Source organism: Pseudomonas sp. RL_5y_Pfl2_73 (genome assembly GCF_963970515.1).
Classification (GTDB): domain Bacteria; phylum Pseudomonadota; class Gammaproteobacteria; order Pseudomonadales; family Pseudomonadaceae; genus Aquipseudomonas.
Map to the genome: position 1 here is coordinate 249,529 of NZ_CAXAPD010000004.1, position 22,562 is coordinate 272,090.

General features: G+C 62.0%; 26 protein-coding genes. 16 read left to right on the forward strand and 10 right to left on the reverse strand.

Annotation, left to right across the window (positions count from 1 at the left end; translation table 11 throughout):
- Nucleotide 1 precedes the first annotated feature (1 nt).
- The 3 genes from pyrR to AACY42_RS05860 are packed head-to-tail and all read left to right on the forward strand — an operon-like array spanning nucleotide 2 to nucleotide 2,805.
- Nucleotides 2–508 carry a bifunctional pyr operon transcriptional regulator/uracil phosphoribosyltransferase PyrR gene (gene pyrR, locus AACY42_RS05850; RefSeq protein ID WP_339477569.1) on the forward strand — a complete coding sequence of 169 codons (507 nt, stop codon included), beginning with the start codon at nucleotides 2–4 and terminating at the stop codon, nucleotides 506–508.
- Between the two features lie 24 nt (nucleotides 509–532).
- Nucleotides 533–1,537, forward strand: a complete 1,005-nt coding sequence (locus AACY42_RS05855) for an aspartate carbamoyltransferase catalytic subunit (RefSeq protein WP_339477570.1) — start codon at nucleotides 533–535, stop codon at nucleotides 1,535–1,537.
- Entirely contained in the window at nucleotides 1,534–2,805 is a 1,272-nt protein-coding gene (locus tag AACY42_RS05860; protein ID WP_339477571.1) for a dihydroorotase, read from the forward strand. The genes AACY42_RS05855 and AACY42_RS05860 overlap by 4 nt, the downstream gene beginning before the upstream one ends.
- A gap of 133 nt (nucleotides 2,806–2,938) precedes the next feature.
- Here the strand turns inward: AACY42_RS05860 and AACY42_RS05865 are convergent, their stop codons facing one another.
- Nucleotides 2,939–3,367 (reverse strand): TM2 domain-containing protein, encoded by a 429-nt coding sequence (locus tag AACY42_RS05865; protein ID WP_339477573.1) that lies wholly within the window; start codon nucleotides 3,365–3,367, stop codon nucleotides 2,939–2,941.
- Between the two features lie 249 nt (nucleotides 3,368–3,616).
- Here AACY42_RS05865 and AACY42_RS05870 point away from each other — a divergent pair, with 249 nt between their 5' ends.
- Nucleotides 3,617–4,228, forward strand: coding sequence for a C40 family peptidase (locus tag AACY42_RS05870; RefSeq protein WP_339477574.1), 612 nt, complete (start codon nucleotides 3,617–3,619; stop codon nucleotides 4,226–4,228).
- Nucleotides 4,229–4,385: 157 nt separating this feature from the next.
- On the opposite strand, the gene AACY42_RS05875 is transcribed toward AACY42_RS05870, so the two are convergent.
- A complete protein-coding gene (locus AACY42_RS05875; RefSeq protein WP_339477576.1) occupies nucleotides 4,386–5,420 on the reverse strand; it encodes a type IV pilus twitching motility protein PilT in 1,035 nt (344 codons plus the stop codon).
- A 53-nt stretch (nucleotides 5,421–5,473) separates the two neighbouring features.
- Between AACY42_RS05875 and AACY42_RS05880 the strand changes: the two genes are divergently transcribed.
- The 10 genes from AACY42_RS05880 (at nucleotide 5,474) to AACY42_RS05925 (ending at nucleotide 12,582) form a co-directional block, all read left to right on the forward strand.
- Entirely contained in the window at nucleotides 5,474–6,160 is a 687-nt protein-coding gene (locus tag AACY42_RS05880) for a YggS family pyridoxal phosphate-dependent enzyme (RefSeq protein ID WP_339477577.1), read from the forward strand.
- Between the two features lie 35 nt (nucleotides 6,161–6,195).
- A complete protein-coding gene (proC, locus tag AACY42_RS05885; protein WP_339477578.1) occupies nucleotides 6,196–7,014 on the forward strand; it encodes a pyrroline-5-carboxylate reductase in 819 nt (272 codons plus the stop codon).
- A 10-nt stretch (nucleotides 7,015–7,024) separates the two neighbouring features.
- The gene (locus AACY42_RS05890) at nucleotides 7,025–7,615 is read left to right on the forward strand and encodes a YggT family protein (RefSeq protein ID WP_339477579.1); all 591 of its coding nucleotides are present in this window, start codon (nucleotides 7,025–7,027) and stop codon (nucleotides 7,613–7,615) included.
- A 4-nt stretch (nucleotides 7,616–7,619) separates the two neighbouring features.
- Nucleotides 7,620–7,913: a DUF167 domain-containing protein gene (locus tag AACY42_RS05895; protein WP_003206488.1), complete on the forward strand. Its 294-nt coding sequence runs from the start codon at nucleotides 7,620–7,622 to the stop codon at nucleotides 7,911–7,913.
- 306 nt (nucleotides 7,914–8,219) lie between these two features.
- Nucleotides 8,220–9,359, forward strand: a complete 1,140-nt coding sequence (metX, locus tag AACY42_RS05900; protein ID WP_003206490.1) for a homoserine O-succinyltransferase MetX — start codon at nucleotides 8,220–8,222, stop codon at nucleotides 9,357–9,359.
- 7 nt (nucleotides 9,360–9,366) lie between these two features.
- Nucleotides 9,367–9,987, forward strand: a complete 621-nt coding sequence (gene metW / locus AACY42_RS05905; RefSeq protein ID WP_339477580.1) for a methionine biosynthesis protein MetW — start codon at nucleotides 9,367–9,369, stop codon at nucleotides 9,985–9,987.
- Between the two features lie 26 nt (nucleotides 9,988–10,013).
- Complete coding sequence (locus AACY42_RS05910; RefSeq protein ID WP_339477581.1) at nucleotides 10,014–10,448, forward strand: DUF4426 domain-containing protein; 435 nt, start codon at nucleotides 10,014–10,016, stop codon at nucleotides 10,446–10,448.
- Nucleotides 10,445–11,041 carry an RdgB/HAM1 family non-canonical purine NTP pyrophosphatase gene (gene rdgB, locus AACY42_RS05915; RefSeq protein WP_339477583.1) on the forward strand — a complete coding sequence of 199 codons (597 nt, stop codon included), beginning with the start codon at nucleotides 10,445–10,447 and terminating at the stop codon, nucleotides 11,039–11,041. Before AACY42_RS05910 ends, rdgB begins: the two co-directional genes overlap by 4 nt.
- Complete coding sequence (hemW, locus tag AACY42_RS05920) at nucleotides 11,038–12,237, forward strand: radical SAM family heme chaperone HemW (protein WP_339477584.1); 1,200 nt, start codon at nucleotides 11,038–11,040, stop codon at nucleotides 12,235–12,237. Before rdgB ends, hemW begins: the two co-directional genes overlap by 4 nt.
- A 21-nt stretch (nucleotides 12,238–12,258) precedes the next feature.
- Nucleotides 12,259–12,582: a DUF3392 domain-containing protein gene (locus AACY42_RS05925; RefSeq protein ID WP_003177482.1), complete on the forward strand. Its 324-nt coding sequence runs from the start codon at nucleotides 12,259–12,261 to the stop codon at nucleotides 12,580–12,582.
- Nucleotides 12,583–12,731: 149 nt separating this feature from the next.
- On the opposite strand, the gene trmB is transcribed toward AACY42_RS05925, so the two are convergent.
- From trmB to thiS, 3 genes are all read right to left on the reverse strand, one after another.
- Entirely contained in the window at nucleotides 12,732–13,457 is a 726-nt protein-coding gene (gene trmB, locus AACY42_RS05930) for a tRNA (guanosine(46)-N7)-methyltransferase TrmB (RefSeq protein WP_339477586.1), read from the reverse strand.
- A 9-nt stretch (nucleotides 13,458–13,466) separates the two neighbouring features.
- On the reverse strand, nucleotides 13,467–14,261 hold the full coding sequence (locus tag AACY42_RS05935) for a thiazole synthase (protein WP_339477589.1): 795 nt from the start codon (nucleotides 14,259–14,261) through the stop codon (nucleotides 13,467–13,469).
- 188 nt (nucleotides 14,262–14,449) lie between these two features.
- Entirely contained in the window at nucleotides 14,450–14,650 is a 201-nt protein-coding gene (gene thiS / locus AACY42_RS05940; protein WP_339477591.1) for a sulfur carrier protein ThiS, read from the reverse strand.
- Between the two features lie 228 nt (nucleotides 14,651–14,878).
- Between thiS and AACY42_RS05945 the strand changes: the two genes are divergently transcribed.
- Entirely contained in the window at nucleotides 14,879–16,870 is a 1,992-nt protein-coding gene (locus AACY42_RS05945; protein WP_339477592.1) for an acyltransferase family protein, read from the forward strand.
- Between the two features lie 9 nt (nucleotides 16,871–16,879).
- Here the strand turns inward: AACY42_RS05945 and AACY42_RS05950 are convergent, their stop codons facing one another.
- A complete protein-coding gene (locus tag AACY42_RS05950) occupies nucleotides 16,880–17,251 on the reverse strand; it encodes a DUF423 domain-containing protein (protein WP_339477593.1) in 372 nt (123 codons plus the stop codon).
- A 73-nt stretch (nucleotides 17,252–17,324) separates the two neighbouring features.
- Between AACY42_RS05950 and mtgA the strand changes: the two genes are divergently transcribed.
- Nucleotides 17,325–18,047, forward strand: a complete 723-nt coding sequence (gene mtgA, locus AACY42_RS05955; protein ID WP_339477595.1) for a monofunctional biosynthetic peptidoglycan transglycosylase — start codon at nucleotides 17,325–17,327, stop codon at nucleotides 18,045–18,047.
- Between the two features lie 195 nt (nucleotides 18,048–18,242).
- Here mtgA and rpoH read toward each other — a convergent pair whose 3' ends face one another.
- The 4 genes from rpoH to ftsY form a co-directional block, all read right to left on the reverse strand.
- On the reverse strand, nucleotides 18,243–19,097 hold the full coding sequence (rpoH, locus tag AACY42_RS05960; protein WP_003177476.1) for an RNA polymerase sigma factor RpoH: 855 nt from the start codon (nucleotides 19,095–19,097) through the stop codon (nucleotides 18,243–18,245).
- Between the two features lie 114 nt (nucleotides 19,098–19,211).
- Nucleotides 19,212–20,234, reverse strand: coding sequence for a permease-like cell division protein FtsX (gene ftsX / locus AACY42_RS05965; protein ID WP_339477598.1), 1,023 nt, complete (start codon nucleotides 20,232–20,234; stop codon nucleotides 19,212–19,214).
- Nucleotides 20,231–20,902 carry a cell division ATP-binding protein FtsE gene (ftsE, locus tag AACY42_RS05970; protein WP_025215982.1) on the reverse strand — a complete coding sequence of 224 codons (672 nt, stop codon included), beginning with the start codon at nucleotides 20,900–20,902 and terminating at the stop codon, nucleotides 20,231–20,233. Before ftsE ends, ftsX begins: the two co-directional genes overlap by 4 nt.
- Complete coding sequence (gene ftsY / locus AACY42_RS05975; protein ID WP_339477601.1) at nucleotides 20,899–22,317, reverse strand: signal recognition particle-docking protein FtsY; 1,419 nt, start codon at nucleotides 22,315–22,317, stop codon at nucleotides 20,899–20,901. Before ftsY ends, ftsE begins: the two co-directional genes overlap by 4 nt.
- Between the last annotated feature and the right edge of the window lie 245 nt (nucleotides 22,318–22,562).

Consider the following 22,562-nt stretch of genomic DNA (forward strand, 5'->3'; position numbering starts at 1 on the left):
CATGAGCCTGCCCAATCCTGCCGAACTGATCAGCCAGATGGCGATTCGTCTCACGGCCCACCTGGAACAACGCGGCATCAGCGACCCGCGCTACATCGGCATCCGCACCGGTGGCGTCTGGGTCGCCCAGGCCTTGCTCGAAGCACTGGGCAGCCAATCGCCACTGGGCACCCTGGACGTGTCCTTCTACCGCGACGACTTCAGCCAGAACGGTCTGCACCCGCAAGTGCGCCCCTCGGCCCTGCCGTTCGAGATCGAAGGCCAGCACCTGGTGCTGATCGACGACGTGCTGATGAGCGGCCGGACCATCCGCGCCGCCATGAACGAACTGTTCGACTACGGCCGCCCGGCCAGCGTAACGCTGGTGTGCCTGCTGGACCTAGACGCCGCCGAGCTACCGATCCGCCCGAACGTGGTCGGGGCGACGCTGACACTGGCCGCCCATGAGCGCGTCAAGCTCTCCGGCCCGTCGCCGCTGCAACTCGAACTGCAAGACCTTGCCCTTTAACTGCCCTTGTAAGAGTCCATCGCGATGACGCCTCTCGAAACCAAGCGCCCGCTGCAGCTCAACGATCAGGGCCAGCTGCAGCACTTCCTGTCCCTCGACGGCCTGCGCCGCGAGCTGCTGACGGAAATCCTCGACACTGCCGACTCGTTCCTCGAAGTCGGTGCCCGGGCGGTGAAGAAAGTCCCGTTGCTGCGCGGCAAGACCGTGTGCAACGTGTTCTTCGAAAACTCCACCCGCACCCGCACCACCTTCGAACTGGCGGCCCAGCGGCTGTCGGCGGACGTGATCACCCTCAACGTGTCCACGTCCTCGGCAAGCAAGGGTGAAACCCTGCTCGACACCCTGCGCAATCTCGAAGCCATGGCCGCCGACATGTTCGTCGTGCGCCACGGCGACTCCGGCGCAGCGCATTTCATTGCCGAACACGTGTGCCCGCAAGTGGCGATCATCAACGGCGGCGACGGCCGCCACGCCCACCCGACCCAAGGCATGCTGGACATGCTGACCATCCGTCGGCACAAGGGCAGCTTCGAGAACCTGTCGGTGGCCATCGTCGGCGACATCCTGCACTCGCGGGTGGCCCGCTCGAACATGCTGGCCCTCAAGACCCTCGGCTGCCCGGACATCCGCGTGATCGCGCCGAAAACCCTGCTGCCCATCGGCGTCGAGCAATACGGCGCGAAGGTCTACACCGACATGACCGAAGGCCTCAAGGATGTGGACGTGGTGATCATGCTGCGCCTGCAACGCGAGCGCATGACCGGTGGCCTGCTGCCCAGCGAAGGCGAGTTCTACCGCCTGTTCGGCCTGACCACCGCCCGCCTGGCCGGGGCCAAGCCAGACGCTATCGTCATGCACCCGGGGCCGATCAACCGCGGCGTGGAGATCGAGTCGGCGGTGGCCGACGGGCCGCACTCGGTGATTCTCAACCAGGTGACCTACGGCATCGCCATCCGCATGGCCGTGCTGTCCATGGCCATGAGCGGGCAAACGGCCCAGCGCCAATTCGACCAGGAGAACGCCCAGTGAAGCTCAGCATTCTCGGCGCACGCGTGATCGATCCAGCCAGTGGCCTGGATCAAGTGACTGATATCCATATCGATGCCTGCAAGATCGTCGCCCTTGGTGCGGCGCCGGCCGGTTTCATCGCAGTCCAGACCCTCGACGCCCAAGGCCTGGTAGCCGCTCCCGGCCTGGTGGACCTGAACGTCGCCCTGCGCGAACCGGGCTACAGCCGCAAAGGCAGCATCGTCAGCGAAACCCGGGCCGCCGCTGCCGGTGGCGTGACCAGCCTGTGCTGCCCGCCGCAGACCAAACCGGTGCTCGACACCTCGGCCGTGGCCGAACTGATCCTCGACCGCGCCCGCGAGGCCGGTAACACCAAAGTCTTCCCCATCGGGGCATTGAGCAAGGGCCTGGACGGCGAGCAACTGGCCGAACTCATCGCCCTGCGTGACGCCGGTTGCGTGGCGTTCGGCAACGGCCTGAACAGTTTCCGCAACACCCGTACCCTGTGCCGAGCCCTGGAATACGCGGCGACCTTCGGCCTGACGGTGATCTTCAACTCCCAGGACCACGACCTGGCCGAAGGCGGTTTGGCCCACGAAGGCCCGACCGCCAGCTTCCTCGGCCTGCCGGGCATCCCGGAAACCGCTGAGACCGTGGCCCTGGCCCGGGACCTGCTGCTGGTTGAGCAAAGCGGCGTGCGCGCCCACTTCAGCCAGTTGACCAGCGCCCGCGGCGCGGCACTGATTGCCCAGGCCCAGGCCCGCGGCTTGCCGGTGACCGCCGATGTGGCGCTCTACCAGTTGATCCTGACCGACGAAGCGTTGATCGATTTCAACAGTGTCTATCACGTCCAGCCGCCGCTGCGCACCCGCGCCGACCGCGACGGCCTGCGTGAGGCGGTAAAATCCGGGGTGATCTCGGCCCTCTCCAGCCATCACCAACCCCACGAGCGCGATGCCAAGCTGGCACCGTTCGGCGCCACCGAGCCGGGCATCAGCAGCGTCGAACTGCTGCTGCCGCTGGCCCTGACACTGGTGGAAGATGGCTTGCTGGACCTGCCGACCCTGCTGGCACGCCTGAGCGCCGGCCCGGCCCAAGCGCTGCAACTGCCGGCGGGGAAACTCGCGGTTGGCGCCGCGGCGGACCTGGTACTGTTCGACCCTGCCGCGTCCACCGTGGCCGGTGAAGCCTGGCGCTCCAAGGGTGACAACTGCCCGTTCCTCGGCCATAGCCTGCCAGGTGTGGTGCGTTACACCCTGATGGATGGGCGGATTACTCACCAGGCCTGAAAAAATGCGTCGCCTGCTTCGCGAGCAGGCTCGCTCCCACATTGGATTTGAGGTGCTCACAAAATAATGTGTTCACTGAAGATCCCTGTGGGCGCGAGCCTGCTCGCGAATGCAGACAACTTGGCCTGACTGATTAATGAAAAGCCCCACGCTGCTGCGCATTACGAATCGAGACCTGATCGTTCAGCGTCCAGAAGTCATACAGCACCCCCAGGAAAAACACCCCGCCAGTCAGCAGGTAAAGGATCCCGCTGAGCCATTTGCCCTGGTACATGCGGTGTACGCCCAGCACCCCGAGAAACGTCAGCAGAATCCACGCCACGCTGTATTCGATAGGCCCCTGAGTGAAACGCAGGTCTGCTTCGCGGTCCATGGCCGGGATCAGGAACAGGTCGATCAGCCAGCCAATGCCCAGCAGGCCGAAGGTGAAGAACCAGATCGTGCCCGTGACCGGCTTGCCGTAATAGAAACGATGAGCACCGGTGAACCCGAAAATCCACAACAGATACCCAATGACTTTGCTGTGGGTATCGTGGCTGGCGTCCTGCTGATAGCTGTTCATGAATGGCCTCTCTCGCCTCGATAGATAAATTTTTTCGGACTTTTTGTGACTTTTTCATGCGCAGCCGACAAGCGGTCCTTGGCGACCCGAGCCGGTGAAAGCCCCGTGGCATAGGGGGTCTGTCGGACAATCAGGTCAATTTGTCGCATTTTGCTGGCTTTAGCGCGGCGTTTCGAATCGACAAACGGCCTCGGAATGGCAAAAAAAGCTGTTATAAAGTTGCGCGCTAACCTTCAAGAGCCCTGCCTAATGCGTTCATTTTTCAAGACATGGCTAACCCTCTGCCTATTATTGCCACTGGCCGCCCACGCCACCAATCGTGAGCAACGTCTTCCCAACGTCAACGGCTATACCCCGAAATCCCATGTTTCTGCTTCCTTGAGCAAAAACAAGCCAAGTGCCCAGCGCGTGAGCACGGCCAACAGCAAGCTGGTCCCGCCGATGGCGGCCAAAACGAGCAGCAATGTGTTGAGCCGCGCCGTGAATGTACTTGGCACACCTTATCGTTGGGGCGGCAGTAGCCCAAGTAAAGGTTTCGATTGCAGCGGGCTGGTGAAATACGCCTTCAACGACGCCTCCTTCGACCTGCCGCGCACCTCCAACGCCATGGCCGCCGGTCATGGCGAGAAAGTCGAGCGCAAGGACCTCAAGCCCGGCGACCTGATCTTCTTCAAACTCAAGAGTCGCCGGATCAATCACGTGGCCATCTACCTGGGCAACGACCGCTTCATCCACGCCCCGCGCCGGGGCAAGTCGGTGAGCATCGACACCTTGAACAAGCCGTACTGGAACACCCACTACGTGGTAGCCAAGCGCGTGCTGCCGAAACAGCCGAGTGCGATGCGCGTGGTTCAGCGCTGAAGAGCGCATGGCCTTTAGCTAGGTTGCACCTGTAGGAGCTGCCGAAGGCTGCGATTTTTTGATCCTGATCTTTCGCTCTCGACTCAATCGGCAGGGGAAAGATCGCAGCCTCGTTGCACTCGACAGCTCCTACAGGGACTACCCCCTCCCTGTCTCTTTAGAAGTTATCCGGCGTACGCGCCCGCTCCCGCGCATGTTCGCGGCTGATCAGTCCCTTGCCCACCAAGTCCTTCAGGCACATGTCCAGCGTCTGCATCCCCAGCGAACCACCGGTCTGGATGGCCGAGTACATCTGCGCCACCTTGTCTTCGCGGATCAGGTTCCGAATGGCCGAGGTGCCCAGCATGATTTCATGCGCCGCGATCCGGCCGCCGCCGATTTTCTTGACCAGCGTCTGGGAAATCACCGCCTGCAACGATTCCGACAACATCGAGCGAACCATGGACTTCTCATCACCGGGGAACACATCCACTACCCGGTCAATGGTCTTGGCCGCCGACGTGGTGTGCAGGGTGCCGAACACCAGGTGCCCGGTTTCCGCGGCGGTTAGCGCCAGGCGAATGGTTTCCAGGTCGCGCATCTCCCCCACCAGGATCACGTCCGGGTCCTCCCGCAGGGCCGAGCGCAGGGCGGTGGAGAAACCCTGGGTGTCGCGATGCACCTCACGCTGGTTGATCAGGCATTTGCGCGGTTCGTGAACGAATTCGATAGGGTCTTCGATGGTGAGGATGTGATGGTGCTTGTGGCTGTTGAGGTGGTCGATCATCGCCGCCAGGGTGGTGGATTTGCCTGAACCGGTCGGCCCGGTCACCAACACCAGCCCGCGAGGCGCCTCGGTCACTTTGCGAAACACCTCGCTCATCCCCAGGTCTTCCATGGTCAGGACTTTCGACGCAATGGTCCGAAACACCGCCCCCGCACCGCGATTCTGGTTGAAGGCGTTGACCCGGAACCGCGCGACGCCCGGCACGTCGAAGGAAAAATCGGTCTCCAGAAACTTTTCGTAATCTACTCGTTGCCGGTCGTTCATGATGTCGTAGATCAGCTCATGAACCTGTTTGTGGTCCAGTGCCGGCAGGTTGATGCGCCTGACATCGCCATCGACACGGATCATCGGTGGCAGCCCGGCGGACAGGTGCAGGTCCGACGCGCCCTGCTTGGCGCTGAACGCCAGTAACTCAGTGATATCCATAGCGCTCCTCAATTCCAGTAGAATGCCGCGAACCTCACCGCTGGCGCTTCTTTATGTCCACGATAGCAGACAACATCGCTCAGGTTAGTTCGCGCATCCGCGCTGCGGAGCAGGCCGCCCAGCGTGCCGAACACAGTGTCAAACTGCTGGCCGTGAGCAAGACCAAACCCGTCCAGGCCCTGCGCGAAGCCTATGCCGCCGGCCTGCGGGACTTCGGCGAGAACTACCTGCAAGAAGCCTTGGGCAAACAGCTCGAACTGACCGACCTGCCCTTGATCTGGCACTTCATCGGCCCCATTCAATCGAACAAGACGCGTGCTATCGCCGAACATTTCGACTGGGTGCATTCCGTGGATCGCTTGAAAATCGCACAGCGCCTGTCCGAGCAACGCCCGGCCGACTTGCCAGCGCTGAACATCTGCATTCAGGTCAACGTCAGCGGTGAAGCCAGCAAATCCGGCTGTACCCCAGCGGACCTGCCCGCCCTGGCCAGCGCCATCAGTGCACTGCCCCGCTTGAAACTGCGCGGGTTGATGGCGATTCCCGAACCCACCGAAGACCGCGCCGCCCAGGATGCTGCCTTCGCCGCGGTCCAACGTCTGCAAGCCAGCCTGGCGCTGCCGCTGGACACCCTTTCCATGGGCATGAGCCACGACCTTGAGTCGGCCATTGCCCAGGGCGCCACCTGGGTGCGCATCGGTACAGCCCTGTTTGGTGCCCGCGACTACGGTCAATCCTGAAACATGGCCGACTCATCTCTTTATAAGGACCTGTCATGAGCAACACGCGTATTGCCTTCATCGGCGCCGGCAACATGGCCGCCAGCCTGATCGGCGGCCTGCGGGCCAAGGGCCTGGACGCTTCCCTGATCCGCGCCAGCGATCCGGGCGAAGAGACCCGCACCCGGGTGAGCAGCGAACACGGCATCGAAACCTTCGCCGACAACGCCCAGGCCATCGACGGCGCGGACGTCATCGTGCTGGCGGTCAAGCCGCAGGCGATGAAAACCGTCTGCGAAGCCCTGCGCCCAAGTCTCAAACCTCATCAATTGGTGGTGTCGATTGCCGCCGGCATCACGTGCGCCAGCATGAACAACTGGCTCGGCGAGCAGCCGATCGTACGTTGCATGCCCAATACCCCGGCACTGCTGCGCCAGGGCGTCAGCGGCCTGTTCGCCACGTCCCAAGTGTCCACCGCACAACGCCAGCAGGCCGAGGAGCTGCTGTCGGCTGTCGGCCTGGCACTGTGGCTGGACACCGAACAGCAACTGGACGCCGTCACCGCCGTCTCCGGCTCGGGCCCGGCGTACTTCTTCCTGCTGATCGAAGCCATGACCGCCGCCGGCGAGAAACTCGGCCTGCCCCGGGAAACCGCCGCTCAGCTGACCTTGCAGACAGCCCTCGGTGCCGCGCACATGGCGGTGTCCAGCGACGTCGATGCGGCCGAGCTGCGCCGCCGCGTGACCTCGCCGGCCGGCACCACCGACGCGGCCATCAAATCGTTCCAGGCCGGGGGCTTTGAAGCCCTGGTGGAAAAAGCACTCGGCGCCGCCGCGCACCGCTCGGCCGAAATGGCCGAACAACTGGGCCAATAAGGAGTCATTCATGATTGGATTGAACACTGCAGCGGTCTACGTGCTGCAAACCCTTGGCAGCCTGTACCTGCTGATCGTGCTGCTGCGCTTCGTGCTGCAACTGGTGCGCGCCAACTTCTACAACCCGCTGTGCCAGTTCATCGTCAAGGCCACCCAGCCGCTGCTCAAGCCGCTGCGTCGGATCATCCCCAGCCTGTTCGGCCTGGACATGTCGTCGCTGATCCTGGCGATCCTCGTGCAACTGGCGCTGATGGCCCTGACCCTGCTGCTGACCTACGGCACCATCGGCAACCCGCTGCAACTGCTGATCTGGTCGATCATTGGCGTGACCGCGCTGTTTCTGAAGATTTTCTTCTTCGCCCTGATCATCAGCGTGATCCTGTCGTGGGTCGCGCCGGGTAGCCATAATCCGGGCGCCGAACTGGTGAACCAGATCTGCGAGCCGGCCCTGGCGCCGTTCCGCCGCATCCTGCCGAACCTTGGCGGCCTGGATATTTCGCCGATCCTGGCGTTCATGGTGCTCAAGCTGATCGACATGCTGGTGATCAACAACCTGGCGGCGATGACCATGATGCCGAAAATCCTGCGCCTGCTGATCTGACCAGATGAGCTACTTTCGCTGGGACGGCGACGACCTGATCCTGGAGTGTCACCTGCAACCGGCAGCCCGCAGCGATGATTTCGCCGGGCTGCACGGTGACCGCCTGAAAATCCGCCTCACCGCCCCGCCGGTCGAGGGCAAGGCCAACGCGTACCTGATGGCGTTCCTGGCCAAGGCATTTGGCGTGTCCAAGAGCCAGGTCAGCCTGGTCAGCGGCGAATTGAACCGGCAGAAACGGGTGCGCATCCATTCGCCGAAGAAGCTGCCGGAGTTGCCGGGCCTCGTCAGGCCAACCTGATCCGGCTTGGATCGGGGGCCTGGTTAACCCTGTGGCGAGGGAGCTTGCTCCCGCTAGGTGGCACCTGAGCTGCCGGAGGCTGCGATCTTTTGATCTTGATCTGTTGTGCGTTCGCTCACGACACAATTGCCTGGGGAAAGATCGCAGCCTCGTTGCACTCGACAGCTCCTACAGGGCCGCTTCGCGCCCCAGCGGGAGCAAGCTCCCTCACCACAAAAACAACGGCGGACAATCAGCGGCGCCTTTGCTTGCCGCCTGCCACAGCGGTCTTTAGACTTACGCCTCATTTCAACGCGAGCAGGGTCGATGCCAGCTGCCTTTCCCCCCGATTCCGTTGGTCTGGTGACGCCGCAAATGGCGCATTTCAGCGAGCCCCTGGCCCTGGCCTGCGGCCGTTCGTTGCCAGCCTATGACCTGATCTACGAAACCTACGGCACCCTCAATGCCACGGCGAGCAATGCCGTGCTGATTTGCCACGCCTTGTCGGGGCATCACCACGCCGCCGGCTACCACAGCATCGACGACCGCAAGCCCGGCTGGTGGGACAGCTGCATCGGCCCGGGCAAGCCCATCGACACCAGCAAATTCTTTGTGGTCAGCCTGAACAACCTGGGCGGCTGCAATGGCTCTACCGGCCCCAGCAGCCTCAACCCGGACACTGGCAAACCTTTCGGCGCCGATTTCCCGGTGCTGACCGTGGAAGACTGGGTCCATAGCCAGGCACGCCTGGCTGACCGACTCGGTATCGGCCAGTGGGCAGCCGTGATCGGCGGCAGCCTGGGGGGCATGCAAGCCCTGCAGTGGACCATCACCTACCCGGACCGCGTGCGTCACTGCCTGGCAATCGCCTCGGCGCCCAAGCTGTCGGCGCAGAACATCGCCTTCAACGAAGTGGCGCGCCAAGCGATCCTCACCGACCCGGAATTCCATGGAGGTTCATTCCAGGAACACGGCGTGATCCCCAAGCGCGGGCTGATGCTGGCGCGGATGGTTGGTCACATCACCTACCTGTCCGACGACTCCATGGGCGAGAAATTCGGCCGAGGCCTCAAGAGCGAAAAGCTCAACTACGACTTCCACAGTGTCGAGTTCCAGGTCGAGAGCTACCTGCGTTATCAGGGTGAAGAGTTCTCCGGGCGTTTCGACGCCAACACGTACCTGTTGATGACCAAAGCACTGGACTACTTCGATCCGGCGGCGAACTTCGACGATAACCTGGCGAAAACCTTCGCCAATGCCACCGCCAAGTTCTGCGTGATGTCGTTCACCACCGACTGGCGTTTCTCCCCGGCGCGTTCACGGGAGCTGGTCGACGCGCTGATGGCCGCGCGCAAGGACGTCTGCTACCTGGAAATCGACGCGCCCCAGGGTCACGACGCCTTTTTGATCCCGATCCCGCGCTACCTGCAGGCGTTCGGCAACTACATGAACCGTATAACGCTGTGAGGACGCCATGAGAGCCGATCTGGACATCATCCAGGAATGGATCCCCGCCGGCAGCCGCGTGCTCGACCTGGGCTGCGGCAACGGTGAACTGCTGAGCTGGCTGCGAGACAACAAGCAGGTCAGCGGCTACGGCCTGGAAAACGACCCGGACAACATTGCCGAGTGCGTCGCCAAGGGCATCAACGTCATCGAGCAGGACCTGGACAAGGGCCTGGGCAACTTCGCCAGCAACAGCTTCGACATTGTGGTCATGACCCAGGCGCTGCAAGCGGTGCACTACCCGGACAAGATCCTCGACGAAATGCTGCGGGTCGGACGCCAGTGCATCATCACCTTCCCCAACTTCGGCCACTGGCGTTGCCGCTGGTACCTGGCGAGCAAGGGGCGCATGCCGGTTTCGGAGTTCTTGCCCTACACCTGGTACAACACGCCGAACATCCACTTCTGCACCTTTGAGGATTTCGAAGCGCTGTGCCGCGAGCGTGAAGCCAAGGTCATCGATCGCCTGGCCGTAGACCAACAGCACCGCCACGGGTGGGCCAGTAAGCTATGGCCTAATCTGTTAGGTGAGATAGGCATCTATCGGGTCAGCAGCCCAGGCCTTACCGATCATCAGGTCGCGGTGTAAGCCCCGGCCTTACCCAGGAGCACGACATGAAACGTCTAGCGTTATTTCTCTTCACCGCTTGCCTGAGCGTTGGCGCCATGGCCGCCGACGCTATCAAGAGCGAGCGCATGGAAAAATTCGGTGATATCACCGTGCACTACAACACGTTCAATTCCACCTTCCTGACCCCGGAAATCGCCAAGGGCGCCGAGCTGATTCGCAGCAAGCAACAGGGCGTGATCAATGTTTCGGTGATCAAGGATGGCAAACCTCTGATGGCCCAGGTCAGCGGCACGGTGAAAGACCTCACCAGCCAGAGCATCCCACTGCAATTCAAGCAGGTGACCGAGCAAGGCGCGATCTACTACATCGCCCAGTACCCGGTGCCCCAGCAGGAAACCCGCACCTTCGAGATCAAGGTGCAGACTGACGGCAAGATCAACACCATCAACTTCAACCAGGAACTGTTCCCGGGCCAATGATCAATTTCACCCAACTCGTACTGGCCAGCCACAACGCCGGCAAACTCAAGGAACTGCAAGCCATGCTCGGCGGGTCGGTGCAGTTGCGCTCGATTGGCGAGTTCAGCCAGGTGGAGCCGGAAGAGACCGGCCTGTCGTTTGTCGAGAACGCCATCCTCAAGGCCCGCAATGCCGCGCGCATCTCGGGCCTGCCAGCGCTGGCCGACGATTCCGGGCTGGCCGTGGACTTCCTGGGCGGCGCGCCGGGGATTTACTCGGCCCGCTACGCCGACGGCAAAGGTGACGCCGCGAACAACGCCAAGCTGCTCGACGTCCTCACGGACGTGCCCGAAGCCGAGCGCAGCGCGCAGTTCGTGTGCGTGCTGGCCCTGGTACGCCATGCTGATGATCCGTTGCCGATCCTCTGCGAAGGCCTGTGGCACGGGCGCATTCTCACCGAAGCCAGCGGCGAGCACGGTTTTGGCTATGACCCGTTGTTCTGGGTGCCGGAACGCAATTGCTCCAGCGCCGAGCTGGGCCCCGTGGAAAAGAACCAACTGAGCCACCGCGCCCGCGCCATGGCCCTGCTGCGTCAACGCCTGGGCCTGCAATGATCGATGACGCTCCCGCACCGCTGATTCATGGCGGTGTACAAACGCCCCGGGCGCCGCTGCCAGTGCTGCCGCCCCTGGCGTTGTACGTCCACATCCCATGGTGCGTGCGCAAATGCCCGTATTGCGACTTCAACTCCCACACCGCCAGCCCGCAGTTGCCGGAAGAGGAATATGTCGACGCTTTACTGGCCGACCTCGACCAGGATTTGCACGCGGTCTATGGTCGCCCGTTGAGCTCGATATTTTTCGGTGGCGGCACCCCAAGCCTGTTCAGCGCCCGGGCCCTGGGGCGGTTGCTCAAAGGGGTGGAAGCGCGGATACCGTTCGCCCAGGACATTGAAATCACCCTGGAAGCCAACCCCGGCACCTTCGAGCAAGAGAAATTCGTCGCTTACCGGGCCTTGGGCATCAATCGCCTGTCCATCGGTATCCAGAGCTTCCAGCAGGCCAAGCTCGAGGCCCTGGGCCGGATCCACAACGGCGACGAGGCGGTGCGCGCCGCAGGCATGGCCCGGCAGGCCGGTTTCGACAATTTCAACCTGGACCTGATGCACGGGCTGCCCGACCAGTCCCTGAAAGACGCCTTGAGCGACCTGCGCCAGGCCATCGCCTTGAAACCGACCCATTTGTCCTGGTACCAGCTGACGCTGGAGCCAAACACGGTGTTCTGGAACCAGCCGCCGACATTGCCGGAAGACGACACCCTGTGGGACATCCAGGAAGCCGGGCAAGCCTTGCTGGCCGAACACGGCTACGCCCAATACGAAGTTTCGGCCTACGCCCAACCCGGACGGGCGGCGCGACATAATCTCAATTACTGGAGCTTTGGCGACTTCATCGGCATCGGTGCCGGCGCCCACGGCAAGCTCAGCCATCCCGACGGGCGCATCGTGCGCACCTGGAAAACCCGCCTGCCCAAGGACTATCTCAACCCGGCCAAAAGCTTCCAGGCCGGCGAGAAGACCCTGGCCAACGAAGAGCTGCCGTTCGAGTTCCTGATGAATGCCCTGCGCCTGACCGCAGGCGTGGAGGCGCGGCTGTACCCGGAGCGCACCGGGCTACCCCTGCAAAGCCTGGCCGAAGGCCGGCGCGAGGCCGAACAAAGCGGGTTGTTGCAGGTCGAACCGACACGTCTGGCGGCCACCGAGCGCGGACAGCTGTTTCTCAACGACTTGCTGCAGACATTTTTGAGCTAATTACCCAAACAAGGAAATCGAATGGATCTGGTACTCGACCTGCTCGCCACCGTGTCCCGCTGGAGCCGCAGCAACCTGTCAGAAATCTCCCTGGCATTGGTAGGCTGCCTGCTGGTGCTGTTTGGCGCCGATATCAAGGGCTGGGTCGAACAACGCCTGGGCAGCATCGCCGGTGCCTTGCGCGTCCCGCTGATCGCCCTGCTGTGCATGATCGGCAGCGGTGCGGCACTGATCTACGCCACGCCGTGGGTCGTTCGGGGCTTGAGCCAGTTCAACAACTACAGCCTGGCGCCGGTGTTGTTGGTGGTGCTGGTGTTGATTGGAGTGGTGGCGGATCGGCGCTGAGCTTCAATACGCCACAAAACGAAATGTGGGAGCAAAGCTTGCTCGCGATGCAAACAACTCGGGGTTCAAGTGGCTACCGAGGCGCTGCTATCGCGGGCAAGCCTTGCTCCCACAGAAGCTCAGTGCCCACATTGAGTACTGCGTGACGCTTAAGCCAACTTCTCGAACTTCAAATCCCAAACCCCATGCCCAAGGCGTTCGCCACGGCGTTCGAACTTGGTGATCGGCCGTTCGGCCGGGCGCGGTACGCACTTGCCATCTTCTGCAAGGTTGCGATAGCCCGGGGCGACGTTCATCACTTCCAGCATGTATTCGGCGTAGGGTTCCCAGTCGGTGGCCATGTGCAACACACCGCCGACCTTCAACTTGCTGCGCACCAACTCAGCGAACGACGCCTGGACGATACGGCGCTTGTGGTGGCGGCTTTTGTGCCAAGGGTCCGGGAAGAACAGCATCAGCCGATCGAGGCTGTTGTCGGCCACGCAGCGGTTGAGCACTTCGATGGCGTCGCAATCGTAGACCCGCAGGTTGCTCAGCCCTTGAGTCAGCACGCCGTTGAGCAGCGCACCGACGCCGGGACGGTGGACTTCCACACCGATGAAATCCTGCTCCGGCGAAGCCGTGGCCATTTCCAGCAACGAATGGCCCATGCCGAAGCCGATTTCCAGAGAGCGCGGGGCCGAGCGGCCGAAGACCTGGTCAAAATCCACCGGCGCATCGGCCAGCGGCAGGACAAACAGCGGCGCACCCAGCTCCAGGCCGCGCTGCTGGCCTTCAGTCATGCGCCCGGCGCGCATCACAAAACTCTTGATGCGGCGGTGTTGGCGCTCTTCGCCTTCTTCCGGCAGGACCGGCGTGTCGTTCGATTCAGTCATCAATGGCTCTTACTTGATCAGACCATCCAGCGGCGAGGAGGCGCTGGCGTAAAGTTTTTTCGGCATGCGGCCGGCCAGGTACGCCAGGCGACCGGCGACGATGGCGTGCTTCATGGCTTCGGCCATCAGGATCGGCTGCTGGGCGTGGGCGATGGCCGAGTTCATCAGCACCGCTTCGCAACCCAGCTCCATGGCGATGGTGGCGTCGGAAGCGGTACCGACACCGGCATCCACCAACACCGGGATCTTGGCTTCTTCCAGGATGATCTGCAGGTTGTACGGGTTGCAGATCCCCAGGCCTGTGCCGATCAGACCGGCCAGCGGCATGACCGCGATGCAGCCGATTTGCGCCAATTGACGGGCGATGATCGGGTCATCGCTGGTGTAGACCATCACGTCGAAGCCTTCCTTGACCAGGGTTTCAGCGGCCTTGAGGGTTTCGATCACGTTGGGGAACAGGGTTTTCTGGTCCGCCAGCACTTCCAGCTTCACCAGGTTGTGGCCGTCGAGCAGCTCACGGGCCAGGCGGCAGGTGCGCACGGCCTCGATGGCGTCGAAGCAACCGGCGGTGTTCGGCAGGATGGTGTAGCGGTCCGGCGGCAGGATATCCAGCAGGTTCGGTTCGCCCGGATTCTGGCCGATGTTGGTCCGGCGCACGGCGACGGTCACGATTTCGGCGCCCGAGGCCTCGATGGCCAGGCGGGTTTCTTCCATGTCGCGATATTTGCCGGTGCCTACCAGCAAACGCGACTGGTAGGTACGACCGGCCAGAACGAAGGGCTTGTCGCTACGAACGATGCTCATGGGAAATCCTCTGTTGGGGTGAGGTTCTTGCGAAATGCTTATTAGCCAACTGCTGTGAAAACGTCGCGTGCGAAGGAAAGACAAGGCAAAAACTGGCAAAGAAGCGGAGTTTACGGGTTGTAAATGAGCATTCCGAGCCTGTTTTTAATGCAGTATTTGCGAGCGCAGCGGTTTTCACAGGATTGGGGTCAACCGCCGCCGATGGCGTGGACCACTTCGACGCTGTCGCCATCGTTCAGCGTGGTTTCGGCGTGCTGGCTGCGCGGGACGATATCCAGATTGAGTTCCACCGCGACGCGGCGTCCAGTGAGCTCCAGACGGTTCAGCAGGGCCGCAACGGTTTCACCGTCGGGCAGATCAAGGGGGTCGCCGTTCAACTGAATGCGCATGCCGGATGCCGCCATCATTTTTAGGGGCTGGCATTCTAGCCCGATCAGTCTGGGCGACCCAAGCCATTCGTCATGAAATGGACCGCCCGGTCAGCCCAGCCGCCAGGCGGCACGTCCAGACCAATCCTGAAACAACTCCAGGGTTCAAACGCTCGTCCAAGCCTCCTATATTCGTTGCCTCGTGTCGAACCGCAGCAAAACCTGATCGAACACGCGTGAGAGGAGCCTGTGCCCAGCCTTCATCCAAAGCCGAGTATCCCCGCCATCGACGGCCTGCGCGCCGTTGCAGTCCTGAGCGTGATCGTCTTCCACGCCGACTTCCTGAGCGCCCTGCCCGGTGGGTTTACCGGCGTCGATATCTTCTTCGTCATCTCCGGCTACGTGATCAGCCGGTCGCTGTCCGCGCACGCCCACCTCAGCTTTCCAGCCTTCCTGATGGAGTTTTATCGCCGCCGGTGCCTGCGTATCGTCCCCGCACTGCTCTTGGTTCTTCTGGTTTGCAGCCTGCTTTCGACGATGTTCGTGCCCCAGGCCTGGCTCAGCATGCAGAATGACCGTACTGGGTTGGCCGCCTTCTTCGGCCTGAGCAATTTTGTGCTGGCCTGGAACACCGACACCTACTTCTCCCCGTCCACCCTGCTCAACCCCTATACCCACACCTGGACCTTGGCCGTGGAAGAGCAGTTCTACCTGGTCTTTCCATTCATCTGTTTCATCTGGTTGCGCTACCGACAATACAGCCGGCTCGCCTGGGCCCTGCTACCCCTGCTCACACTGGCATCGCTGGCGTTCAGCGCCCTGCAGACACGGGACAATCCACTCGAGGCGTTCTACCTGCTGCCCAGTCGATTCTGGGAACTGGCCGCTGGCGCGATCCTTTTCCAGTTGACGGCGACCGGACGCTTCACGCTGCATTCAACGGCCACAAGCCGGGCCGTGCTGCTCGCCGGCTTCGCGCTGGTCACCAGCGGACTGTTCCTCGCCGATAAAAACCAGTTCCCCTTCCCTTGGGCGCTGCTGACAGTTTGCGGCACCTTGCTGATCATCACCGCCCTGGCCCAGAAAACCGACGATCACTTCCTGCCCCTGCGCCTGCTGCAATCGGCGCCCGTCGTCTATATCGGCAGATTGTCCTACTCGCTGTATCTCTGGCACTGGCCGGTGCTGGTGTTCCTGCGCTGGACCACGGGCCTGGAGCAACTGACAGTACAGCTGGCCTACCCGCTGATCGTCATGGCGCTTGCCGCCGCGTCCTACCATTGGGTGGAGACACCCTTGCGCGACGGCCACTCGCTGTTCCAACGCCGCGCCTGGATCACGATTGCCTCTTGCCTGGCAGCCATCGGCCTGGGCTGGTCCGGCGCACGCTGGGTCAGCGAAAACCCCCAGGTCCTTTCACTGAGTCAGACCCGTGATACCTACACCTGGTTCTCCAGGCGACTGCCGCAACGCTCCGTCGACGAACCCGCCCAGAATCCGCCATTGCAGGGTCGCCAGCTGTTCGTGATCGGCGATTCGCATGCGGCCGCCTATCGCACCATGCTCAGCCTCGCCTCACGGCAACTCGGCTTCAGGGTTTGGGAATATGAACGCGGCGGCTGCACGGTGGTCAGCCTCATGGCGCCCGATCCGCAAGGTGCCTGCGCCCAGGCCCGGGAAAAGGCCCTGAGCGACATCGAGGCACGGGCAAAACCCGGTGACATTGTATTCCTCGCGTCGCGACGAATGCCGGAGCTGGCCGGACGCGACTGGGTTCGCAGCGAAGAGGATGCATTGGGGGAGGCCCTTTCCGAGCTGACGTCCGAACAGACTGAAGGCGCCCGGATCGCCGCCGAAGCGGTGCTGACACGCTTGATGGCCACCAAGGTGCGAGTACTGATCAATGCGCCCATGCCCCTGTTCAAGGCGCCGCCCTATCGCTGCTCGGACTGGTTCAACCGGATGAATCCGATCTGCACCCCCGGATTCACCATCGCGCGGGAACACATCGAACAACTGCGCACGACGCAGATGACCCTGCTCGATCATTTGACCGGGCAGTATCCAATGCTGCTTGTCTGGGACCCTCTCCCTCTGCTGTGCCCAGGCGCGACCTGTTCAGCCTACGACGACGATAAACCACTCTTCCGCGATGCCGACCACCTGAGTGGGCACGGTAACCGCATCCTTGCGCCGTCCTTCACACAAACGCTGCTCAATGGCTGGAAGAACGCCAGCTGACCGCCACCATCAATTCAGGCGCCAGGCGGTAAGCCCCAGGCACACCCAGCCGATCAGGAACGCCACACCGCCCAACGGCGTAATGATGCCCAGCTTGCTGATGCCCGTGAGGGTCAGCAGGTACAGGCTGCCGGAGAACAACAGGATGCCGACCACAAATGAAACCCCGGCCCAGGTCACGATGCGACCGGGAATGTGCGTGGCCAGCAGCGCAACACCCAGCAACGCCAAGGTGTGCACCAGTTGGTAGGTAACGCCGGTGTGGAAAATCGCCAGGTATTCGGTGCTCAGGCGGCCTTTCAGGCCATGGGCGGCAAACGCCCCCAGCGCCACGCCCGTGAAGCCGAAAAAAGCAGCCAGCATCAAAAAGCTACGCAGCATGAGAACTCCAGTCAGACTCGGTGGACAGGGTCTGTATAATGGCCCGCTCAACGGGTTCGGCCAAGCCATCTCTATGCTGCGTTTATTATATCGACGACTCCTTAAAGCCCTGCTCTGGTTCGCCGTTGGCAGCGTTGTGCTCGTGCTGTTATTTCGGGTGGTACCGCCGCCGTTCACGGCGCTGATGATCGAGCGCAAGGTTGAATCCTGGTTCGACGGCAAGCCCATCGACCTGCAACGCACCTGGCAGCCTTGGGACCAGATATCCGATAACCTGAAAGTCGCAGTGATCGCTGGCGAAGACCAGAAATTCCCCGAGCACTGGGGCTTCGACATCGGCGCGATCCAGGCCGCGTTCGCCCACAATGGACGTGGCGGTTCGATTCGCGGCGCCAGCACCCTCAGCCAGCAAGTGTCCAAGAACCTGTTCCTGTGGTCGGGGCGCAGCTGGCTGCGCAAGGGGCTGGAGGCCTGGTTCACCGCACTGATCGAAGTGTTCTGGCCCAAGCAGCGGATCCTCGAGGTGTACCTCAACAGCGTCGAGTGGGATGACGGTGTATTCGGGGCAGAAGCGGCAGCGCGACATCATTTTCGCGTAAGCGCCGACGCCTTGTCCCGGCAACAGGCCAGCCTGTTGGCGGCGGTGTTGCCCAACCCGCGGGTGCGGAGCGCCGGCCGGCCGAGCCCTTACGTACTGCGGCGGGCGAGTTGGATTCGCCAGCAGATGAGCCAGTTGGGGGGCGCCAGTTATTTGCTGGAACTCAACAATTCGCGGCGAGCGCCTTGGGCGCAATAACCAAGACACTGAAGACCCCTTGTGGGAGCCGGTTTGGCTTGCGAATGCGGCACACCAGATACATTGATGTGGACTGACACACCGCATTCGCGAGCAAGCCCGCTCCCACAGGTGGAGTGTCGGGTCCGAGAGTGAGCACAAACAAAAACGCCTCAATCATCACTGATTGAGGCGTTTTTATGACCGTTACCGCAGTCAGGCGGCGATCGACACCTTGAGCTTGTTCATCGCGCTCTTCTCAAGCTGGCGAATCCGCTCGGCCGACACGTTGTACTTCTGCGCTAGGTCGTGCAGCGTGGCTTTTTCCTCGGCCAGCCAGCGCTGGTAGAGAATGTCGCGACTGCGCTCGTCCAGCACTTCCAGTGCTTCGTGCAGGTTGGTGTTGGAGTTGTCGCTCCAGTCGGCGTCTTCCAGTTGACGCGCCGGGTCGTACCGGTGGTCTTCCAGGTAGTTGGCCGGCGATTGGAAAGCGCTGTCGTCGTCCGCTTCGGCGGCCGGGTCGAAGGCCATGTCATGGCCGGTCAGGCGGCTTTCCATCTCGCGCACTTCCCGAGGCTCTACGCCCAGGCTTTCGGCAACACGATGGACTTCTTCGTTGTTCAGCCAGGCCAGGCGTTTCTTCTGGCTGCGCAGATTGAAGAACAGCTTGCGCTGGGCCTTGGTGGTCGCGACTTTCACGATGCGCCAGTTGCGCAGGATGAACTCGTGGATTTCCGCCTTGATCCAGTGCACCGCAAACGACACCAGGCGCACGCCCATTTCCGGGTTGAAACGCTTGACCGCCTTCATCAGGCCGACGTTGCCTTCCTGGATCAGGTCAGCCTGGGCCAGCCCGTAGCCGGAATAGCTACGGGCGATATGTACGACAAAACGCAGGTGGGCGAGCACCATCTGCCGAGCCGCCTCAAGATCCTGCTCATAATAGAGACTCTCGGCCAGTTCACGCTCCTGCTCGGGGGTCAGCAATGGAATGCTGTTGACCGTGTGCACATAGGCCTCCAGGTTCGCACCCGGGACCAGAGCATAAGCAGGTTGCAAAGAAGTGGTCATACGAAAAAACCTCCAACTCACATAACTCGTGCAGTTCAGCACTGCGAAAATTGACCGAGAACCCTAAGACAAGTTCCCACAAAAACTGAAAGGTCAATACACGCAAAAAAACACTTATTTTGGCGCAAGCTCACGCAAGTGGCGTGCGACCGCAATCCATGCACCGATATAACCCAACAGCACCGCGCCAAGCAAGAGCGACAGACCGTCGGCGACTGGCACGCCGGCCAGCGAGAAATCACTGCCGTACAAACCGGCCAACCCTGTTACCGCATCGTCCAGCCAGTCCAGGCCGAACGCCAATACACCCCAGGACAGAATCCCGGCACCGAAGCCATACAGCGCGCCCATATAAAGAAAGGGCCTGCGTACATAACTGTCCGTACCGCCGACGAGTTTAATCACTTCTATCTCGGTGCGGCGGTTTTCAATATGAAGACGAATGGTATTGCCTATCACCAAAAGTAATGCAGAAACCAGCAGCACTGTCAGACCGAAGACAAACCGGTCGCCGAGCTTGAGGATCGCCGCAAGACGCTCGACCCAGACTAGATCAAGTTGCGCCTGCTGTACCTTCGGCAACTCGGAAAGTCTTTGTCTTAATGCTTCAAGGGTCGGCTTATCGACCTCATTCGGCGTCACCAGCACCACGCCAGGCAGCGGGTTTTCCGGCAGTTCCTTGAGGGCTTCGCCCAGGCCGGACTGCTGCTGGAATTCTTCCAGCGCCTGCTCGCGCCCAATGTATTCGGCATCGGCCACGCCCGGCATGGCCTTGATCTGCTCGCGCAACGCCTGGCCTTCGCCGGGGCTCGCGTCCATCTGCAGGTACAGGGATATCTGCGCCGCGCGCTGCCAGGAACCGCCCAGGCGCTCCACATTATTTAACAATAATGACAGCCCCATGGGCAGACTCAGGGCAACCGCCATCACCATGCAGGTAAAGAAGCTGCCGATGGGTTGCTTGCCCAGGCGCCGCAGGCTGTCCAGCAGGCTGGCGCGATGGCTTTCGATCCAGGCGCTCAGCAGCGTAGCGAAGTCCGGGCCGTCGTCATCGTCGCGTTTTTTCTTTTTCGGCTGCGGATCGGAGGCCTTCGGGGCCACGCGTTCGGCCACTTTCGGGCTGCGAGTAGCACTCATACGCCAGCCTCCCCGTCACCGATCAGGCGTCCACGCTGCAACGTGAGCATGCGGTGACGCATGCGCGCGATCAAGGCCAGGTCGTGACTGGCAATCAGCACACTGGTGCCCAAGCGGTTGATGTCTTCGAATACGCCCATGATTTCCGCCGCCAGACGCGGGTCGAGGTTACCGGTGGGTTCGTCCGCCAGCAGCAAGGCCGGGCGATGGACGATGGCGCGGGCAATGCCGACGCGCTGTTGCTGACCGGTGGACAGGTCGCCCGGATACAGGTCGGTCTTGTCCGACAGGGCCACACGCTCCAGGGCCGAGTCCACGCGCTTGACGATCTCGGCCTTGGACAACCCGAGTATCTGCAAAGGCAACGCCACGTTGTTGAACACCGTGCGATCGAACAGCAACTGGTGATTCTGGAACACCACGCCGATCTGCCGCCGCAGGTAGGGGATCTGGGCATTGCTGATGGTGCTCAGGTCCTGGCCGGCCAGCAGCAGTTTGCCGGTGGAGGGCCGCTCCATCGCCAACAGCAGGCGCAGCAAGGTACTTTTACCGGCGCCGGAATGGCCGGTGACAAACAGAAACTCGCCCCGACGGACCCGAAAGCTCAGCTCATGCAAGCCGACGTGACCGTTCGGATAGCGTTTACCGACCTGTTCGAAACGAATCATGAATGCTCCCGTTCGGCAAACAGTGCCTGGACAAAGGGCTCGGCTTCAAAAGTGCGCAGGTCGTCGATGCCTTCACCCACGCCGATATAGCGAATGGGCAGGCCGAACTGCTTGGCCAGGGCGAAAATCACCCCGCCCTTGGCGGTGCCGTCGAGCTTGGTCAGGGCCAGCCCGGTCAGTTCGACGGTCTGGTTGAATTGCTTGGCCTGGTTGATGGCGTTCTGGCCGGTACCGGCGTCCAGCACCAGCAGCACTTCGTGGGGAGCGTCGGCGTCGAGCTTGCCGATCACCCGGCGCACCTTCTTCAATTCTTCCATCAGGTTGTCTTTGGTGTGCAGGCGACCGGCCGTGTCGGCGATCAACACATCGATGCCACGCGCCTTGGCAGCCTGCACAGCATCGAAGATCACCGAAGCGGAATCGGCACCGGTGTGCTGGGCAATCACTGGGATCTTGTTACGTTCACCCCACACTTGCAGTTGTTCGACCGCGGCGGCGCGGAAGGTGTCACCCGCCGCCAGCATGACTTTCTTGCCTTCGAGTTGCAGCTTCTTGGCCAGCTTGCCAATGGTGGTGGTCTTGCCAGCGCCGTTGACGCCGACGACCAGGATCACGAACGGTTTGTTCTGCGAGGCAATCACCAGCGGTTTTTCCACCGGCTTGAGCAGGCTGGTCAGCTCGCCTTGCAGGGATTTGTACAGTGCATCGGCGTCGGTCAGCTGCTTGCGCGCGACCTTCTGGGTCAGGCTCTGGATGATCACCGAGGTGGCCTCGACACCGACGTCGGCGGTCAACAGGCGGGTCTCGATGTCTTCCAGCAATTCGTCGTCGATGACTTTCTTGCCCAGGAACAGGCTGGCCATGCCTTCGCCAATGCTGGCGCTGGTCTTGGACAGACCTTGCTTGAGGCGGGCGAAGAAGCCGACCTTGTTTTCCTCGGCGCTGCGAACGGGCTCGACGGGGGCGCTGGCTTCCAACAGGGCCGGTGCCGGCTCGGGTGCGGCAGGCGCAACGGCGACCGGCGGCTCAATGACCGCGTCGACGACGGGGGCCTCGACAACCTGCGTCGGCGCTGGAATCGGCGGGGTGATATGGGGCGTCGTGTCCTCGACCAGCGCGACCGGCTCTTCCGCCACCGGCAAGCTCAACCAGGGGGTTTGTTCGACGGGCGGGGTCAGCGGCGGCTCGGCCACCGGCTCAGCAACGGGCTCAGGCTCGACCGGTTGCAGCACCGGCTCGGCAATCGGCAGGACGATGGGCGCGGTTTCTTCGACCACGGCCTCGGCGGCGGGCTCCGGCTGTGGCTGTGGCTGTTCGACGACGGTTTCCTGCTGCTTCTTGCGCAGCCATCCGAACAGGCCTTTCTTCTCGCCAGCCGCAGCTGGGGTCTTCTTGTCGTCGTTGGAACCAAACATGGAGGACGGCTATCTCACGGTAGCGAAGCGCCACAAGGGCGCCTCGGTGATAAATATTCAATGCTGAACAGACTGCGTTTCATCCAGCTTGTTCACGCGCAACATTTTGTCGAGGCGTCCCAAGGACACCCCAAAGTCGATTTTTTCGAAGGACTGGTACGGCATCATCGGCGAAAACGCCGGGATCAACGAAAAAACCCGACGCTTCTCCGGGGAACCCAGACAACCCCGGGCCGATAAAAGGC

Coding starts and splice junctions, on each gene's coding strand:
- pyrR (WP_339477569.1), top strand. CDS start 2: ATGAGCCTGCCCAATCCTGCCGAACTGATCAGCCAGATGGCGATTCGT.
- AACY42_RS05855 (WP_339477570.1), top strand. CDS start 533: ATGACGCCTCTCGAAACCAAGCGCCCGCTGCAGCTCAACGATCAGGGC.
- AACY42_RS05865 (WP_339477573.1), bottom strand. CDS start 3,367: ATGAACAGCTATCAGCAGGACGCCAGCCACGATACCCACAGCAAAGTC.
- AACY42_RS05870 (WP_339477574.1), top strand. CDS start 3,617: ATGCGTTCATTTTTCAAGACATGGCTAACCCTCTGCCTATTATTGCCA.
- AACY42_RS05875 (WP_339477576.1), bottom strand. CDS start 5,420: ATGGATATCACTGAGTTACTGGCGTTCAGCGCCAAGCAGGGCGCGTCG.
- AACY42_RS05880 (WP_339477577.1), top strand. CDS start 5,474: ATGTCCACGATAGCAGACAACATCGCTCAGGTTAGTTCGCGCATCCGC.
- proC (WP_339477578.1), top strand. CDS start 6,196: ATGAGCAACACGCGTATTGCCTTCATCGGCGCCGGCAACATGGCCGCC.
- AACY42_RS05890 (WP_339477579.1), top strand. CDS start 7,025: ATGATTGGATTGAACACTGCAGCGGTCTACGTGCTGCAAACCCTTGGC.
- AACY42_RS05895 (WP_003206488.1), top strand. CDS start 7,620: ATGAGCTACTTTCGCTGGGACGGCGACGACCTGATCCTGGAGTGTCAC.
- metX (WP_003206490.1), top strand. CDS start 8,220: ATGCCAGCTGCCTTTCCCCCCGATTCCGTTGGTCTGGTGACGCCGCAA.
- metW (WP_339477580.1), top strand. CDS start 9,367: ATGAGAGCCGATCTGGACATCATCCAGGAATGGATCCCCGCCGGCAGC.
- AACY42_RS05910 (WP_339477581.1), top strand. CDS start 10,014: ATGAAACGTCTAGCGTTATTTCTCTTCACCGCTTGCCTGAGCGTTGGC.
- rdgB (WP_339477583.1), top strand. CDS start 10,445: ATGATCAATTTCACCCAACTCGTACTGGCCAGCCACAACGCCGGCAAA.
- hemW (WP_339477584.1), top strand. CDS start 11,038: ATGATCGATGACGCTCCCGCACCGCTGATTCATGGCGGTGTACAAACG.
- AACY42_RS05925 (WP_003177482.1), top strand. CDS start 12,259: ATGGATCTGGTACTCGACCTGCTCGCCACCGTGTCCCGCTGGAGCCGC.
- trmB (WP_339477586.1), bottom strand. CDS start 13,457: ATGACTGAATCGAACGACACGCCGGTCCTGCCGGAAGAAGGCGAAGAG.
- AACY42_RS05935 (WP_339477589.1), bottom strand. CDS start 14,261: ATGAGCATCGTTCGTAGCGACAAGCCCTTCGTTCTGGCCGGTCGTACC.
- thiS (WP_339477591.1), bottom strand. CDS start 14,650: ATGCGCATTCAGTTGAACGGCGACCCCCTTGATCTGCCCGACGGTGAA.
- AACY42_RS05950 (WP_339477593.1), bottom strand. CDS start 17,251: ATGCTGCGTAGCTTTTTGATGCTGGCTGCTTTTTTCGGCTTCACGGGC.
- mtgA (WP_339477595.1), top strand. CDS start 17,325: ATGCTGCGTTTATTATATCGACGACTCCTTAAAGCCCTGCTCTGGTTC.
- rpoH (WP_003177476.1), bottom strand. CDS start 19,097: ATGACCACTTCTTTGCAACCTGCTTATGCTCTGGTCCCGGGTGCGAAC.
- ftsX (WP_339477598.1), bottom strand. CDS start 20,234: ATGAGTGCTACTCGCAGCCCGAAAGTGGCCGAACGCGTGGCCCCGAAG.
- ftsE (WP_025215982.1), bottom strand. CDS start 20,902: ATGATTCGTTTCGAACAGGTCGGTAAACGCTATCCGAACGGTCACGTC.
- ftsY (WP_339477601.1), bottom strand. CDS start 22,317: ATGTTTGGTTCCAACGACGACAAGAAGACCCCAGCTGCGGCTGGCGAG.